Below are 15,033 nucleotides of genomic sequence, written 5' to 3'. Positions count from 1 at the left end.
GGCGGATGGACTCTGGTATTAAGGCTTCCTCTGACGCCAAATCTTAACGCCAAGTCTCCTAACGCCAAGTCTCCTAACGCCAAGTCTTCTTCTTTTTCCAGCGCCGCTCGCCTCGTGCGCCCGCTTCCTTGGCGCCAAGGTAGAATTCCTGGATGTCCTTCGAATGCATCAAGCGGTCGCAGCTGTCGTTCATCACGATCCGGCCGATCTCCAGCACATAGCCATAGTGCGCCGTCTCCAGCGCCACCTTGGCGTTCTGCTCGACCAGCAGGATCGACATGCCCTGCTCCTCGTTGACGCGGCGAATGATGGCGAAGATCTCCTTCACCAGGATCGGCGACAGCCCGAGCGAGGGCTCATCGAGCAGCAACAGCGTCGGGCGGTTCATCAGCGCGCGGCCGATCGCGAGCATCTGCTGCTCGCCGCCGGAGAGCTGTCCGGCCGGCTGGTTGATGCGCTCCTTCAGCCGCGGGAAATAGCCGTAGACGCGCTCCAGATCTTCCGCGACGCCGTTACGATCGTTGCGCGGATAGGCCCCCATCATCAGGTTCTCGCGCACGGAGAGGAACGGGAACACCTCGCGTCCCTCCGGCACATGGCTGAGGCCCAGCCGCACGATCCTGTCCGCCTCCATGCGCTGGATCGACTTGCCCATGAACTCGATGGCGCCCTTCTGCGGATCGAGAATGCCCGAGATCGTCTTCAGCACCGTGGTCTTGCCGGCGCCGTTGGCGCCCAGCAGCGTGACGATGCGGCCGCGCGGCACTTCGAGCGAGATGCCGCGGATCGCCATGATCGGCCCGTAATAGCTCTCGATGTTGGAGAGTTTCAGGATGATGTCTGGTGTCGCCACGGCATCCATTGCGTCAGGCTCCCAGATAGGCGGCGACAACATCGGGATGCTCTTGCACTTCGGCGGGCGAGCCCATGGCCAGCACCCGGCCGTAGTTCAGGGCAATGACGCGGTCGGAGACGCGGTTGACCAGCGCCATGTCGTGCTCGACCATGAGCACGGTGACGCCGAGTTCGCTCTTCAGGTCGCGGATCCAGAAGGACATGTCGTCGGTCTCCTCCACGTTGAGGCCGGAGGACGGTTCGTCGAGCAGGATCAGCTTCGGCTCCGAGCATAGTGCGCGCGCCAGCTCGATCACCTTGCGCACGCCGTAAGGCAGCCCCGAGATCAGCTTGTCGCGGTAGGGCTCGAGATCGAGGAATTCGATGACCTGCTCGACCCTGCGGCGATGCACCTTCTCGTCGGCGCGTACGCCCGGCAGGAACAACAGCTCCTGCCAGAGCTGCGTGGTCGAATGCCGGTGGCGGCCGACCAACAGGTTCGACAACACCGTTGCATTCTCGAACAGCTCGATGTTCTGGAACGTGCGGGCGATGCCGAGCCTTGCGATGTCGTGGGGCGGCTGTTCCGTGATGTCCTGATCCTCGAAAAAGATGCGACCCGAGGTCGGTCGATAGATCCGCGAAATCAGGTTGAAAATCGAGCTCTTGCCGGCGCCGTTGGGCCCGATGATCGAGAGGATCTCGCCCTTCTCGACCGCGAACGACACCGCATCGACGGCCTTCAACCCGCCGAAATGCAGCGACAAACTCTCGGCGCGAAAATAGCTCATCGGTTGCGCTCCGACTTCACGTAGATCTTCTGCCGCTTGAAGGTAGCGCGCTTGTAGAGCGGGAACAGCTGGAAGAAGAGTTTGATCTTGAGCCAGCGGCCGTAAAGCCCGAGCGGCTCGAACAGCACGAACAATACGATGATGATACCGTAGATCGCGCCTTTCAGGCCGTTGAGCGAGGCAAATGCCGCGACCTTGGACTGGACATTGGCGGCGGCTTGCGTGCCCGCTCCGAAGGTCGCTGCAATGCCGGCGATGATGCCGGGCATATCGTCCTTGAGGTAGGTCAGGAACGGATCGATCATCACGATGAAGATCGCCCCCAGCACCGCGCCGTGCAGGCTGAAGGTGCCGCCGATCAGGATCACGATGATGAACTCGATCGAGAGCTGCAGCGTGAACATCTCCGGCGAGATGAAGGAGAGCTTGTGCGCGAACAACACGCCGGCGAAGCCGGTGATCGCCGCGGAGATCGCAAAGGACTTCACCTTGTACAGCGCGACATTGACGCCCATGCTGCGCGCCGCGGTCTCGCTGTCGCGGATCGCGACGAAGGCGCGCCCGGTCGGCGAACGCAACAGGTTGAGCGTACCGACGATGGTCAGCACCAGCACTGCGAGGCAGAGGAAATAGAAAGTGGGGCTGTCGCGTGAGACTGCAACCCCAAACAGCGACACCGCCTTGACGCGCATGCCCTCGTTGCCGTTGGTGACGCTCTCCCAGCGCGCCAGAATCTCCTCGACGATGAAGGCGAAGGAGATGGTGGCGATGACGAGATAAATGCCTTGCAGCCGCAGCGCGGGGAAGCCGACCAGCGCACCGATCAGCCCGGTCAGGAGCCCGGCGGCGAGAAAGTAGACCGGGAACGGCACACCATATTTCTGCAAATAGGCCGCCGTATACGCACCGATCGCGAGAAACGCCGCATGCCCGAGCGAGGCCTGCCCGGTGAAACCCGTCAAGATCAGCAGCGCCACGCCGACGGTCGCGTAGATGCAGACGAAGACGAGCTGGCTCATCAGATAGCTGGAGAGCACATAGGGCGCGATCAGCAGCACGGCCAGCAGAAGACCGTATGAGACGTAATAGCCCGAATGCGGAAACAGCCGGATGTCGTCCTCGTAGTCGGTCTTGAACAGGAAGCGCATGCGTTCAGACCTTCTTGCGGACGTGAAGGCCGAACAGGCCTTCGGGCTTGAGCAAGAGCACGGCGAGCAGCACGATGTAGGGCGCGACGTCCTTCCAGCCCTCGGCCAGATAGAAGCCGGCCATGCTCTCGATGACGCCGATCAGGACGCCGCCAACGACAGCACCGGGGATCGAGCCGAAGCCGCCGAGCACGGCGGCCGGGAACGCCTTCAGGCCGAGCACCAGACCGACATTGGAATGGATGAAGGTGATCGGCGCCAGCAGCACGCCGGCGCAGGTCGCAACCGCCGCGCTGATCGCCCAGACGATCGAGACCACGCGCTTGACCGGGATGCCCATGTAATAGGCCGCCAGCATGTTCTCGGAACTGGCGCGCATCGCGGTGCCGAGCGTGGTCTTGTTGAAGAACAGCCAGAGCAGCGCGCAGAGGATGACCGTCGCCGCAATCACCGAGAGCTTGTCATGGGCGAGCACCAGCGAACCGATCCGCAGCACGCCCTGGCTGAACGGCGTATCGATCTTGAAATCGTCGGTGCCCCAGATCATGCCGGAGACCGAGCGCAGGAAATAGCCGAGCCCGATGGTGGCCATGATGATGGAGAATTGCGGATAGCCGAGGATCGGCCGCACCACCACGCGCTCGGCCAGCATGCCGAACAGCGCCATCGCCGCCACCGCGCCGGCAAAGCCGACCCAGTAGTTCAGCCCCATCATGCCGATGAAGGTGAAGGCAAAGAAGCCGCCCAGCATCATCAAATCGCCCTGGGCGAAATTGACGACCTCGGTGGCCTTGTAGACGAGTACGAAGCCGAGCGCGATCAGGCCGTAGACGCAGCCGAGCGCAACACCGCTGACCAGCTGCTGAACGAAATCCAGCATCGTCGCGCATCCTCCCGATACAACCGGCGGTTCTTCCAGACCGCCTTGCCGCATCTTGTGTTCAGTCGCTACGCAGTCGTTTCGCTGCGTTCGCGCCATTCGTCCCTTCGCCAATTCAGCCTGAACCGCCCAGCGCTGTCAACAAACGGTGACTTGCCATTAGTCCAATCCGGATGACGGAATTTGCGGTAGCGCGATTCACGGTGCCGAAACATCTTCGGGGCATGGTCGCGAGCGATGCAAAACCGCAAGGTGTGGCCGTGATGAAGCGGGATGACTCGGCGCTCGAAGTCATGGGGTTAACGAAGCGTTTTGACCGTCTGGCGGTGGATAACCTCGATCTCACCATCCATGCCGGTGAATTCTATGCGCTGGTCGGCCCCAACGGCGCCGGCAAGACCACCACTTTGCGCATGGTTGCAGGCCTTTTGCGGCCCGATGCCGGCGCCGTCTCCATCTTCGGCATTGATGCGCTCGAAAACCCCGTCGCCGCCAAGCAGGTGATGGCGTGGGTCTCCGACGAGCCCATGATCTACGACAAGCTCACGCCGCTCGAATATCTCGAATTCGTGGCCGGTCTGTGGGGCATCGCACCATCGGGCTCGGAACCGGTCGCCGCCGAGCTCCTGAACTCGCTCGGGCTCGAGCCGCACCGGCACGAACGCTGCGAGGGTTTTTCCAAGGGCATGCGCCAGAAGGTCGCGCTCGCCGGCGCACTGGTGCACGATCCCCGCCTCATCATCCTCGACGAGCCGTTGACGGGACTGGACGCCGTCTCCGCCCGCCATGTCAAGGGACTCCTGAGCGAGCGCGTCCGCGCCGGCTGCACCGTCATCATGACCACGCATATCCTCGAGGTCGCCGAACGCATGGCCGACCGCATCGGCGTGATCGCAGCCGGCCGCCTGGTTGCCGAAGGCACGCTGACCGAGCTGCGCCAGCAAAACGGGCACGCCGATACCAGCCTGGAAGATCTGTTCATCGCGCTGGTGACGCTGCAGGAAGCCGCATGAGCTCGGCCACTGCGCTGTCCTGGTTCGCCCGCCACGAGCTCCGGCTCGCCTGGCGCGAATGGCTCGCCATGATGACCGGCGGGCGGCGCAAACGAACGCGTGCCGCGGTAATCGGCCTGCTGTGCTTCGCGGCGCTGCTGCACGTGCCGGCCTGGGCGGTGATCGGCCGCTTCGCCGACCTGCAATTGCCGCTCGACAAATCCTCGCTGATCGTGATCTCGGCGACGATTTTTCTCGCCTGGACGCTGATGCTGTCACAGGCGATCGAATCGGTGACGCGGGTGTTTTACGCACGCGCCGATCTCGACCTCATCATGTCCTCACCTGCGACGCTGGCCAATCTGTTCTCGGTGCGCATCGCCGCGATCGCGCTCACCGTCACGGTGATGGCGCTGCTGTTTTCGACGCCCTTCATCGACGTGCTGGTGTTCGGAGGCGGCGCGCGCTGGCTTGCAGCGTTCGGCGTCGTCGTCGCCATGGGCCTGTCGGCCGCAGCGATCGCGATCGCCGTCACGATCCTGCTGTTTCGCCTGATCGGTCCGGCGCGGACACGGTTCGTCGCACAGATCCTCGCTGCGATCATCGGCGCCGGCTTCGTGATCGCGCTCCAGGTCGCGGCGATCATGTCCTATGGGACGCTGTCGCGCTTCACCATCCTGACCTCGGGTAGCTTGGCCACTTATGCGCCCGATGCCGAGAGCATCTGGTGGTGGCCGGCGCGGGCGGCGATGGGGGACGCCGAAGCACTGATGCTGCTCCTGGCGCTCGGGCTCGTGCTGCTCGGAAGCGTCATGGCGATCTTCTCGGGCCGCTTTGCAGATACGGCGATCGATGCCGCCGCCTATGGCACGTCCGGCCGTCGCAGCGCGAAGGAGCGCCCGTTCCGCGGCGGATCGCGGCAGCATGCCCTGCGGCGCAAGGAATTTTCGCTGCTCTGGCGCGATCCCTGGCTGATCTCGCAGACGCTGATGCAGCTGCTCTATCTGGTGCCGCCGGCGCTGCTGCTCTGGCGCAACTTTGCCGACAGCTCCGCGGCGCTGACGCTGATCACGCCGGTCATCGTCATGGCGGCGGGTCAACTCGCCGGCGGGCTTGCCTGGCTGACGATCTCGGGCGAGGACGCGCCCGACCTGGTTGCAACCGCGCCGCTGACGCCGTCCAGCGTCATCCGCGCCAAGATCGAGGTGGTGCTGATCGCGATCGCCGTCATCTTCTGCCCGCTGATCGCGGCGCTCGCGTTCGCCTCGCCGTTCCAGGCCGCGGTCAGCGCAGGTGCGGTCATCGTCAGCGCGGCCTCCGCCACCGCCATCCAGCTCTGGTTCCGGGTCCAGGCCCGGCGCAGCCAATTCCGCCGCCGCCAGACTTCGTCGCGACTTGCGACCGTCGCGGAGGCGTTCTCCTCGATCGGCTGGGCTGCCAGCGCCGCGCTGGTGCTCACGCTCCCCATCGTCGGTCTCGTCAGCGGCCTGATCACCGCGAGCCTCGTCGCCATCACCTGGAAGTTCAGCCCGCGGCGGGAGTAAGAATGGGCGGCGTGAGGGTGCGACACTGGCGCGCTGTTGATCGCGCGCTGTTGGCCACGCGCTGCATTGCACGCTAGACTTTCCCCTGAAATTCATCGGGGATGGATACATGCGGCGACTGGTTTCGGCGGTTCTGGCGCTGTTCGGCGCATTCCTCTCACCTGCCCTCGCCCAGCAGCCCCAGCGCAGCGAATGCCTAGCGATGGCGAATGCGGCACCCCGCGTGACGCCGGTGGCGTTCCGGCAGGCCGCAGCCCCGGCTGAAGTCCAGATTACCTATGCGGGCCATTCGACCTATTTCATCGACACGCCCGGCGGCCTGCGCATCGCCACCGACTATAGCGGGGCCTACCAGGTGGGACGTCTGCCCGATGTCGTCACCATGAACCGGGCCCATAGCACGCATTACTCTTTATATCCCGACAAGCGCATTCCTCGTGTGCTGCATGGCTGGGGCGAGGACGGCAAGCCGGCCATCGTGTCGGAGCGCATCGGCGACACCTTCATCCGAAACGTCACCACCGACATCCGCCGCTATGTCGGCGACGATTCCGGCTCCGACATGATCCGTGACGGCAACTCTATCTTCATCTTCGAGGTCGCGGGTCTCTGCATCGGCCATCTCGGCCATCTTCACCACAAGCTCGACGACAGCCACTTTGCCCAGATCGGGCGGCTCGACATCGTGATGGTGCCGATCGACGGCACCTACACCATGTCGCTCGACGGCGTCTCCGAGATCACCAAGCGGCTGCGCGCCTCGGTCGTGCTGCCGATGCACCGCTTCGCCACCCCGCTCGACGAGTTCATGCGCCTCATTGGCCAGCAGTTCGAGATCGACCAGCGCATGGAGCGAAGTTTCCGGATGTCCCGGGATGCGTTGCCTTCGAAGCCGACCGTGATCATCCTCGACGGGGTGTGACGCGCAATTTTCTCCAAGTCGGCTGCCGCCCGGTCGTGCTGATCTCCTGAGCATAGGAGATCGACATGACCGACCTTGCGAGATTATTGCACGCGGACGGACCGAACCCCGAGCACGCGGCGGCGCTCCAGCTTTATGGCCGCTTCGTCGGCGATTGGGATGCCGAGATCACCGCCCATGAACCCGATGGAACGAAACACACCGCGCCCGGCGAAATCCATTTCGGCTGGGTGCTGGAGGGCCGCGCCGTGCAGGACGTCTGGATCATTCCGCGCCCGGCCGGCAGCCCAGCCTTGCCGATCGCCGGCAATTGGTACGGCACGACGCTGCGGGTCTACGATCCGACCATCGATGCATGGCGGATTTCCTGGTTCGATCCCGGCCGCTGCATATTCCGCCAGCAGATCGGCCGTCCACGCGATGCCGACATCGTGCAGGAAGGCACGACCGAAGCCGGCGACCTGACGCGCTGGAGTTTTACGGAGATCACCGAGGATTTCTTCCACTGGCTCGGCGAGGTCAAGCCGGCCACGGCAGCCGATTGGCGGCTGGTGGTGGACGTGAGAGCGAAACGGCGGACTACTTGCGAACGGACCGCGATACTCGATTGGGCTTGATGCTCTGCACAACAGGCGCAACCGACTGTGCGAACAGTTGGGCCACCGGACTGAGCGACCGATCCTTCAGAGCGATCAGGCCGATTGCGCCGCGCGTGGTCGGCAGCCGGACATCAACGGCGGTCAATTGCGGGTGCTCGTTCGGTGTCGTCAACATCGCGCCGGGATGAATGCCGAGAAAATTGCCGTTGCCGACGAGGACGCTCAGTGAATAGGTGCACGCCGTCGTCACAGTCGCTCGCGGAAACTCCAGGCCCTGCTCCTCGAAGGCACTGCGCATGATTCCGGTGAGAAAGCCCGCCGGGGGCGGAAACACCCACGGTTCGTGGATGAGATCGGCCAAGGCAACGTTGCGCCGCCGAGCCCATTTGCTGCGTTTGCTGCAGAGGACAACCAGCTCGTCGTGGAACAGCGTTTCAACCCTGAGATCGTCGTTGCCGACCATCGATGCGAGCCGGCTGATGACGATCTCTACATCGCGCTGGCGCAGTTGGCGTAGCAGAACGTCGGTCGGGCCGACCGTCAGCTCGAATCTCATGCGAGGATAGCGCTGCACGAGCCGGTTAAACACGGCGGATGCAACTGCCGACATCGGCGGCGTCGTGCCGATCCGCAACTCACCCACTTCGGGATCTGCGAGTGATGCGATCTCGCTTATGCCGTGCCGCAGCTCGTTGAACACGACGGCGCTGCGCTCGAGCAGCGCCCGGCCGTAGACCGTCGGCGTCACACCTTGCGAAGACCGATCCAGCAGCGGCACGCCGACAACATGCTCGAGTTCCGAAATCGCGTACGAAACCGCAGGCTGGGTTATCGCCAGATGCGCGGCCGCCTTGGCCATGCTGCCGGTCTCGGCAGCCGCCTGAAACACGTGAAGGTCCCGCAGCTTGATCCGCTTGTCGGTGGGCCGGTCCACGCAAGACCCCCATCAATAGATTTTATTGCGTCATAAGGAGAACCAGAGTTCATTTATGCACCATTCTGGCGGACGGTCTATGGGGCAAGGCACCAAGCCAGCATCTCCATCAACCGGTGGCACTCCATGCGTGTAGTCCAAATTGCATTGGCAGCAGCTCTCAGCCTGATCCTGCCCAATGCCAACGCGCAAAACGGTGAGTCCACAATCAAGATTGTCTTGCCGTATCCGGCCGGAGGCGTGGGCGACGCAGCCGCAAGGATGATCGCCGAGTCCATGCGCACACGGCTCAATCGGCCGGTGATCGTTGAGAACAAGCCGGGCGCGGCGGGGCGCCTCGGCGTGCAATTGGTCAAAAATGCTCCTGCCGACGGTAGCGTCCTGCTGTTCACGCCGATTGCACCAATGGCCATTTTCCCTCACGTTTATGACCAGCTCGCTTACGATCCCGAGCGGGATTTCGAGCCTGTCTCCCAGGTCGCGACTTATGATCTCGCCATAGCGATTGGCGCGAACGTGCCTGCCAAAAGTCTCAAGGAGCTGGTTCAGTGGTTGAGGGGGCATCCTGATCAAGCCGCCTACGGAACTCCGGCCGCAGGATCATTGCCGCACTTCTTTGCCCTGCTGTTTGCAGGCCACACCGGCCTCGATCTTCGTCACGTCGTCTACAAGGGCAATCCGCAAGCGATCACCGATTTGATTGGAGGTCACTTGCCGATGTTCTTCACTTCGACGCAAGATCTCGTCGAGGCTCACAAGGCCGGGCGCATCACTGTTCTCGCTACGTCCGGCCGCGCACGTTCGACGGCCCTGCCCGACGTGCCTACGTTTTCGGAAAGCGGATATAGCATCCGAGGGGAGGGCTGGTACGGCATCTATGCACCTTCAAGGACGCCCCCTGAGGTCATCGCACGGCTGAATGGAGCGGTGGTCGAAGCTGTACGTTCTCCAGAGTTTAGCAAGGGGCTAACGCCTCTTGGGATCCAGCCCACCGGCACTTCGGCTCAGGAATTCTCGCGGATCCAAAAATCCGACTCCGACTTGTGGAGCCCCGTGATCAGGGCCTCGGGTTTCAAGCCGGAGTAGAAGTTCCAAGCCGCGCGCGTGGCTTCGGGAAGCGCGTTGCACGGAACGCGCTGCTGCGTGTGACAACCGGTGCTAAGCTCCTTGCACCAAAGCCAATGAGGGGAGCGCACGTCGATGGCTGCAAGCGGTCTGCCCGCCAACACGAGCGGGCTATTCGTCGAACCGCGCGAGGACTGGCTCGCGCTGCATCATGAGGAGATCATCGATCCCTTACGTCCGATCGTCGATCCCCATCACCATCTCTGGAATCGCGGGCACCGCTATCTGATCGAGGAGATGGCGGCCGATATCGCCTCCGGCCACAACGTCACCGCCACCGTCTATGTCGATTGCCGCTCGATGTATCGTGCGCACGGGCCCGAGGCGTTCCGGCCGGTCGGCGAGGTCGAGTTCGCCAATGGCGTCGCCGCGATGAGCGCGAGCGGCGGTTACGGCAAAGCCGCGATCTGCGCCGGCATCGTCAGCCACGTCAATCTGCTGCTCGGCGATGCCGCAAAACCGGTGCTGGAGGCCGAGATCGCGGCGGGCAACGGCCGCTTCCGCGGCATCCGGCATTCCTCGGCATGGGACCAGGATCCTGCTGTCGCCGGCATGTATGCGAGCCGACCGCAGGGATTGCTGCAGGACCCGACCTTCCGCAAGGGCTTCGCCTGTCTGGCGCCGCTGAACCTGAGCTTCGACGCCTGGCTGTTCCATCCACAGATCGGCGAGTTGACCGAGCTCGCCCGCGCATTTCCCGGCACCAGGATCGTGCTCGACCATTGCGGCGGCCCGGCCGGAATCGGCCGCTTTGCCGGACGACGCGAGGAGGTGTTTCCGCAATGGCGCGCCTCGATCCAGGAGATCGCCAAATGCGAGAACGTGGTGGTGAAGCTCGGCGGGCTCGCGATGTGCCTGCTCGGCTACGACTTCCATTTGCGCGAGAGGCCACCTTCATCCGAGGAGCTTGCCGCGGCCTGGCGGCCTTATGTCGAAACCTGCATCGAGGCGTTTGGACCCAAGCGCGCGATGTTCGAGAGCAATTTCCCGCCGGACAAGGGCCAGTGCAGCTACCAGGTGATCTTCAACGCCTTCAAGCGCATCGCGGCGCCCTTGAGCGAGACCGAGAAGACGGCGTTGTTCTCGCAAACCGCGACCGATGTCTACCGGCTCGAATTGCCGTCATGACGAGAACAGGGGCCGGGATGTTGATCCCGGCCCCTGTTCCGTCGTGACCGCTGGGAAGCGTCCTTGAAACCGATTGAACTCTAACCGGCCCCCATGAGCGAGGCCGGACGGCGCTCGCCGGTGGAGACGAAGATCTTCTTGAGCTTGTTGACGACCCGGATCAGGAAGCCGATCATCACGGGATTGGTCTTGCGGCAGAAGGCGATCTTCTTGACGTGGCCTTCGACATGCCATTTGGCATGCGCGCCGTCGCGGAAGAAGATGACGTCGCCCGGGCCGTAGCGCTTCGGCGGCATGCCGTCGCTTTCGAGCACGATCGATCCTTCCATGATCATGATCGTCTCGTCGATATCGTAGTACCAGTTGAAGCGCCCTTCGGTGCAAGCCCAGATGATGGTCGAAGCGGTGCCGTCGGCGCTGGTGGACAGGATGTGCGAGCGCGACACCGGATTGCCTTCGATAATCCAGGACGGCTCGATCGGCCGCAGCTCAAGCTCTACATTGCAACTACTGATTTCAATCAATGTGCGCGACATCTGTTTCCTCAGGGGATAAAATATGGCCTGCCCGGGTCTCGGCCCGAATTGTTCAAAGATGCCGGGAACGCTAGTAGCCGGTTTTTAATTCTTTCTTACGCAGGGCCCGACAATCAGCCGCAAGTTGCAGACGCGAAACGGTTAACGTCGCAATTTCCCTGCAATTTCGTGCACATGAACCCTTCTTTTCCGGGGTGCGACAAAGTGCGCGAAGCATCTGAAAGGAGCCATGCCGATGCCCCTCACCCCGGAGGTTCTCGCAACCCAAGGCGAGGTCGTCGCCTGGCTCGGCAGTCTCGATGTCTCCTTCGCAACCGACGAGGAGCCCTGGTTCACCGTCGACGGCATCGAGAGCCCCCGGCAGATCGGCAGTGACGGCTCCGGCGGCGCGTTCGTGCTGCTGCCTTCTCAGAATGTGCTCTACGTCTCATCGGAAGGCCGCGCGGGAATTATCGCGGAGAGTTTCGAGGCCTTCGTCAGGCTCGTCGTGGCGCGCCCCTACTGGCTCGACATCCTGAAATTTTCCGCCGGCGGTGACCTCCATGAGATGCGGCGGGCGGCCGACGCGCTGGAGGCGACACTCGAGGACGAGGACGACGTCAACGAGGCACGCGAGGAAATCCGCGGGGGTCTCGACCTATCCGAGGCGAATGATCCGGTCGGTGCGCTCTACGACGCGGTGGCGGCCTCCGACGCCATCGTGCGAGCCACCGACGGCAGCCCGTTCACGACGCTGTTCAACCGCTTCAGCATCGACAACAGCCCGATGCTGCGCAACGCGGCGGCGTAGTTACTTCGCCCATTCGCCCTTGCGAAACACCGGCACTTTGCTGCCGTCGGCCAGAATGCCGTCGATGTCGGTCTCGGCCGAGCCGATCATCCAGTCGATATGGATCAGGCTCTGGTTGCCGCCTTGCGCCGCGATCTGCTGCGGCGTGAGCTGCGCGCCGTTGACGAAGCACTTCGAATAGCACTGGCCGAGCGCGATGTGCGAGGCCGCGTTCTCGTCGAACAGCGTGTTGTAGAACAGCAGCCCGCTCTGCGAGATTGGCGAGGAATGCGGCACCAGCGCCACTTCGCCGAGACGCCGCGCGCCCTCGTCGGTATCCAGCACCTTGTTCAGCACCTCCGCGCCGCGCGAGGCCTTGGCGTCGACGATCCTGCCGTCCTCGAAACGCACTGCGATGTTGTCGATCAGCGTGCCCTGATAGGACAGCGGCTTCGAGCTCACGACATGGCCGTAGACCCGCCGGCAATGCGGCGTGGTGAAGACCTCTTCGGTCGGGATATTGGCGTTGCAGCTGATGCCGTTCTTGGATAGCGAGGCGCCTCCCTCCCATTCATGGCCGTCGGCAAGCCCGATCGTGAGGTCGGTCCCCGGCCCTGAATACTGGAGCGCGCGGAAACGCTGGCCGTTGAGCCAATTGGTGCGCTCGCGCAGCACCGCGTTGTGGCTCGCCCAATTGGCCGGCGAGTCGTCGCGATCGACGCGGGACGCCGCGAAGATCGCGTCCGCGAGCTTGCCGATCGCGACCTCTTCAGGATCGTTCGGAAAGACTTGCTTCGCCCAGGACGGGCTCGGATAGGCAATGATGTTCCAGTTGGTGTCGAAATTGACGATCTTTTCCAGCGCCGGCTGATAGGCCATGGAATTGGCCTTGCTGGCGCGCGCGACCTTGGAAGCATCTTCGCCCGACAGCAGCATCGGATTGTCGCCGACGATGGCAAGACGGGCGGTGTTGTTCGAGAACGCCTTGGCCATGCCCTCGTAGAGCCAGTTAGCGGCACGATCGAAGCTGTCGTCGTGGCCGTGGCGGTAGCGCGCCAGCGTCATCTCTTCGTCGGAGAGAATGGGCGTCACGATGCCGGCGCCGGCCTTGTAGGCATGCACGGCGATCCGCCGCACCAGCGGCAACGCGATCGCAGGTGCCGTCAAGAGCAGATCCTGGCCCGGCCGCAAGCCCAGGCCCACCTTCACCGCCACCTCGGCCAGCCGGTCGAGCTTCACGGGATCGATGGGAGTGGAGGTGATGCGTTGATCAGTCATGCCGGATCCTCTGCCGAACGTCTTTCGCTCAATTTAAGTCTAGCATCGCGAGACACAAGTGCGCGAGTGCCTTGCGACACCCCAAAGATACGGAGTTTCACGCATTTTGGTTTTCAACGTGTTGCCGATTTCAGCACCCGGTCGACCATGGCGGGAGCAAGGCCGAGGTAATTTTTCGGTGATGTCAGCGCCTCGATCGTGGCGCGGTCGATTCTGGCAGAGACGCGGGCGTCAGACGACAGCGCGTCCGCCAGTGTAAGACCATTCTCATTGGCGAGCCGGCAGGCGTCATAGACCACGTCATGGGCCTCCTGCCGCCCAATCTGCGGCGCGAGCCCCATCATGACGGCTTCGGCCACGATCAGACCGCGGCTGACGGCGAGATTCTCGTTCATCTTGCTTTCGTCGACGATAAGGCCGGCGAGCGCGAACTTCGCCTGGTGCAACGCGCCGGCGGTCAGCACGAAGCTCTCGGGGATCGCCATCCATTCGGCGTGCCAGGGCCCGGTGGCGCGCTCGAAATCCTGCACCATGGCATCCAGCATGAGGCCGGCGTGCTGGCGCACCGCCTTGGACGCCGCGAGCATCAGTTCCGAGGAGATCGGGTTGCGCTTCTGAGGCATGGTCGAGGAAGCGCCGCGTCCCTTGACGAAGGGCTCGTAGACCTCGGCGAATTCGGTCGAGGCCATGATCATGATGTCGAGCGCGATCTTGCCGAGCGAGCCGGTGACGAGCGCCAGGAAATTCACGGCCTCGGCAAAACCGTCGCGTGCGACGTGCCAGGTCGAGGCGGGAACGCCGAGCCTCAGTTCGGCGCAGAGCGCCTCCTGCACCTCGAAGCCCTTGTTGCCGAGCGAGGCCAGCGTGCCGGCGGCGCCGGCGAACTGGCCGACCAGGACGCGCGGCTTCAACTCACTGATCCGCTCGGCGTGGCGGTCGAACATCGCGAGCCAGATCGCGGTCTTGTAGCCGAAGGTGACCGGCAGCGCCTGCTGGAGATGGGTGCGGCCCGCCATCGGCGTGTCGCGGTAGCGCCTGGAGAGGTCGGCGAGAATCTCGCGCAGTGCGGCGATGTCCTGCTCGACAATCTCGAGCCCGGCGCGCAGTTGCAGCACCACGGCGGTGTCCATGATGTCCTGCGTGGTCGCACCCCAATGCACATAGCGGCCGGCATCGCCGCATTGCTTCACCATCTGATGCACGAGCGGCAGGATCGGATAGCCGACGACATCAGTCTCCTGCCGTAACAGATCGAAATCGAGCGCGGCAACGTCGGTCCGCGCCGCGATCTGATCGGCGGCATCCTGCGGAATCACCCCGCACTTCGCTTCCGCCTTCGCCAATGCCACCTCGACCTCGGCATAGCGCGCGACAGTCGCGACATCGGAAAATACCTCCCGCATCTGCGGCGTGCCGAAGGCATCGCGGAACAGCATGGAATCGAGCACGGTGGTCGAGGCATGAAAAGCGGGCATGGGCGTTTCTTCGTGGTTTGTGTCGTGTGAAGGTCGCAGCTTACGCACACGGAGCTGTTCGGCAAATGGACATTCACC

15 protein-coding genes are annotated in these 15,033 nt (G+C 63.4%); 7 read left to right on the top strand and 8 right to left on the bottom strand.

Annotated elements, in window-relative coordinates:
* Positions 1 to 73: 73 nt before the first annotated feature.
* From GWG67_RS18495 to GWG67_RS18480, 4 genes are read right to left on the bottom strand one after another with little or no spacing between them, the layout of a single operon-like run.
* A complete protein-coding gene (locus GWG67_RS18495) occupies positions 74 to 862 on the bottom strand; it encodes an ABC transporter ATP-binding protein (RefSeq protein WP_275171082.1) in 789 nt (262 codons plus the stop codon).
* A 4-nt stretch (positions 863 to 866) separates the two neighbouring features.
* Positions 867 to 1,625: an ABC transporter ATP-binding protein gene (locus tag GWG67_RS18490; RefSeq protein WP_275170769.1), complete on the bottom strand. Its 759-nt coding sequence runs from the start codon at positions 1,623 to 1,625 to the stop codon at positions 867 to 869.
* A complete protein-coding gene (locus tag GWG67_RS18485; RefSeq protein WP_275170767.1) occupies positions 1,622 to 2,773 on the bottom strand; it encodes a branched-chain amino acid ABC transporter permease in 1,152 nt (383 codons plus the stop codon). The genes GWG67_RS18490 and GWG67_RS18485 overlap by 4 nt, the downstream gene beginning before the upstream one ends.
* A gap of 4 nt (positions 2,774 to 2,777) precedes the next feature.
* Entirely contained in the window at positions 2,778 to 3,653 is an 876-nt protein-coding gene (locus GWG67_RS18480) for a branched-chain amino acid ABC transporter permease (protein WP_007605146.1), read from the bottom strand.
* Positions 3,654 to 3,916: 263 nt separating this feature from the next.
* On the opposite strand from GWG67_RS18480, the gene GWG67_RS18475 reads away from it, so the two are divergent.
* The 4 genes from GWG67_RS18475 (at position 3,917) to GWG67_RS18460 (ending at position 7,728) form a co-directional block, all read left to right on the top strand.
* Positions 3,917 to 4,666, top strand: coding sequence for an ABC transporter ATP-binding protein (locus GWG67_RS18475; protein WP_275170765.1), 750 nt, complete (start codon positions 3,917 to 3,919; stop codon positions 4,664 to 4,666).
* Entirely contained in the window at positions 4,663 to 6,189 is a 1,527-nt protein-coding gene (locus tag GWG67_RS18470; RefSeq protein WP_275170763.1) for a permease, read from the top strand. Before GWG67_RS18475 ends, GWG67_RS18470 begins: the two co-directional genes overlap by 4 nt.
* A 109-nt stretch (positions 6,190 to 6,298) precedes the next feature.
* Positions 6,299 to 7,111 (top strand): MBL fold metallo-hydrolase, encoded by an 813-nt coding sequence (locus tag GWG67_RS18465; RefSeq protein ID WP_275170761.1) that lies wholly within the window; start codon positions 6,299 to 6,301, stop codon positions 7,109 to 7,111.
* A 65-nt stretch (positions 7,112 to 7,176) separates the two neighbouring features.
* On the top strand, positions 7,177 to 7,728 hold the full coding sequence (locus GWG67_RS18460; protein ID WP_275170759.1) for a hypothetical protein: 552 nt from the start codon (positions 7,177 to 7,179) through the stop codon (positions 7,726 to 7,728).
* Here the strand turns inward: GWG67_RS18460 and GWG67_RS18455 are convergent.
* The gene (locus GWG67_RS18455; protein ID WP_275170757.1) at positions 7,691 to 8,644 is read right to left on the bottom strand and encodes a LysR family transcriptional regulator; all 954 of its coding nucleotides are present in this window, start codon (positions 8,642 to 8,644) and stop codon (positions 7,691 to 7,693) included. The genes GWG67_RS18460 and GWG67_RS18455 overlap by 38 nt on opposite strands.
* Before the next feature lie 126 nt (positions 8,645 to 8,770).
* Here GWG67_RS18455 and GWG67_RS18450 point away from each other — a divergent pair, with 126 nt between their 5' ends.
* Positions 8,771 to 9,730: a Bug family tripartite tricarboxylate transporter substrate binding protein gene (locus GWG67_RS18450; protein WP_275170756.1), complete on the top strand. Its 960-nt coding sequence runs from the start codon at positions 8,771 to 8,773 to the stop codon at positions 9,728 to 9,730.
* Between the two features lie 114 nt (positions 9,731 to 9,844).
* Entirely contained in the window at positions 9,845 to 10,897 is a 1,053-nt protein-coding gene (locus GWG67_RS18445; RefSeq protein WP_275170754.1) for an amidohydrolase, read from the top strand.
* An 80-nt stretch (positions 10,898 to 10,977) separates the two neighbouring features.
* Here GWG67_RS18445 and GWG67_RS18440 read toward each other — a convergent pair whose 3' ends face one another.
* Positions 10,978 to 11,433 (bottom strand): cupin domain-containing protein, encoded by a 456-nt coding sequence (locus tag GWG67_RS18440; RefSeq protein WP_275170752.1) that lies wholly within the window; start codon positions 11,431 to 11,433, stop codon positions 10,978 to 10,980.
* 235 nt (positions 11,434 to 11,668) lie between these two features.
* On the opposite strand from GWG67_RS18440, the gene GWG67_RS18435 reads away from it, so the two are divergent.
* The gene (locus GWG67_RS18435; protein ID WP_275170750.1) at positions 11,669 to 12,223 is read left to right on the top strand and encodes a hypothetical protein; all 555 of its coding nucleotides are present in this window, start codon (positions 11,669 to 11,671) and stop codon (positions 12,221 to 12,223) included.
* Here GWG67_RS18435 and GWG67_RS18430 read toward each other — a convergent pair whose 3' ends face one another.
* Together GWG67_RS18430 and pcaB are read right to left on the bottom strand one after the other, a co-directional pair.
* The gene (locus tag GWG67_RS18430; RefSeq protein WP_275170748.1) at positions 12,224 to 13,480 is read right to left on the bottom strand and encodes an aminopeptidase; all 1,257 of its coding nucleotides are present in this window, start codon (positions 13,478 to 13,480) and stop codon (positions 12,224 to 12,226) included.
* 113 nt (positions 13,481 to 13,593) lie between these two features.
* Positions 13,594 to 14,955: a 3-carboxy-cis,cis-muconate cycloisomerase gene (gene pcaB / locus GWG67_RS18425; RefSeq protein WP_275170746.1), complete on the bottom strand. Its 1,362-nt coding sequence runs from the start codon at positions 14,953 to 14,955 to the stop codon at positions 13,594 to 13,596.
* Positions 14,956 to 15,033: the final 78 nt, after the last annotated feature.

This window comes from Bradyrhizobium sp. CSS354, from assembly GCF_029051725.1.
GTDB lineage: Bacteria > Pseudomonadota > Alphaproteobacteria > Rhizobiales > Xanthobacteraceae > Bradyrhizobium.
This window is presented reverse-complemented; position numbering and strand designations above follow the sequence as displayed.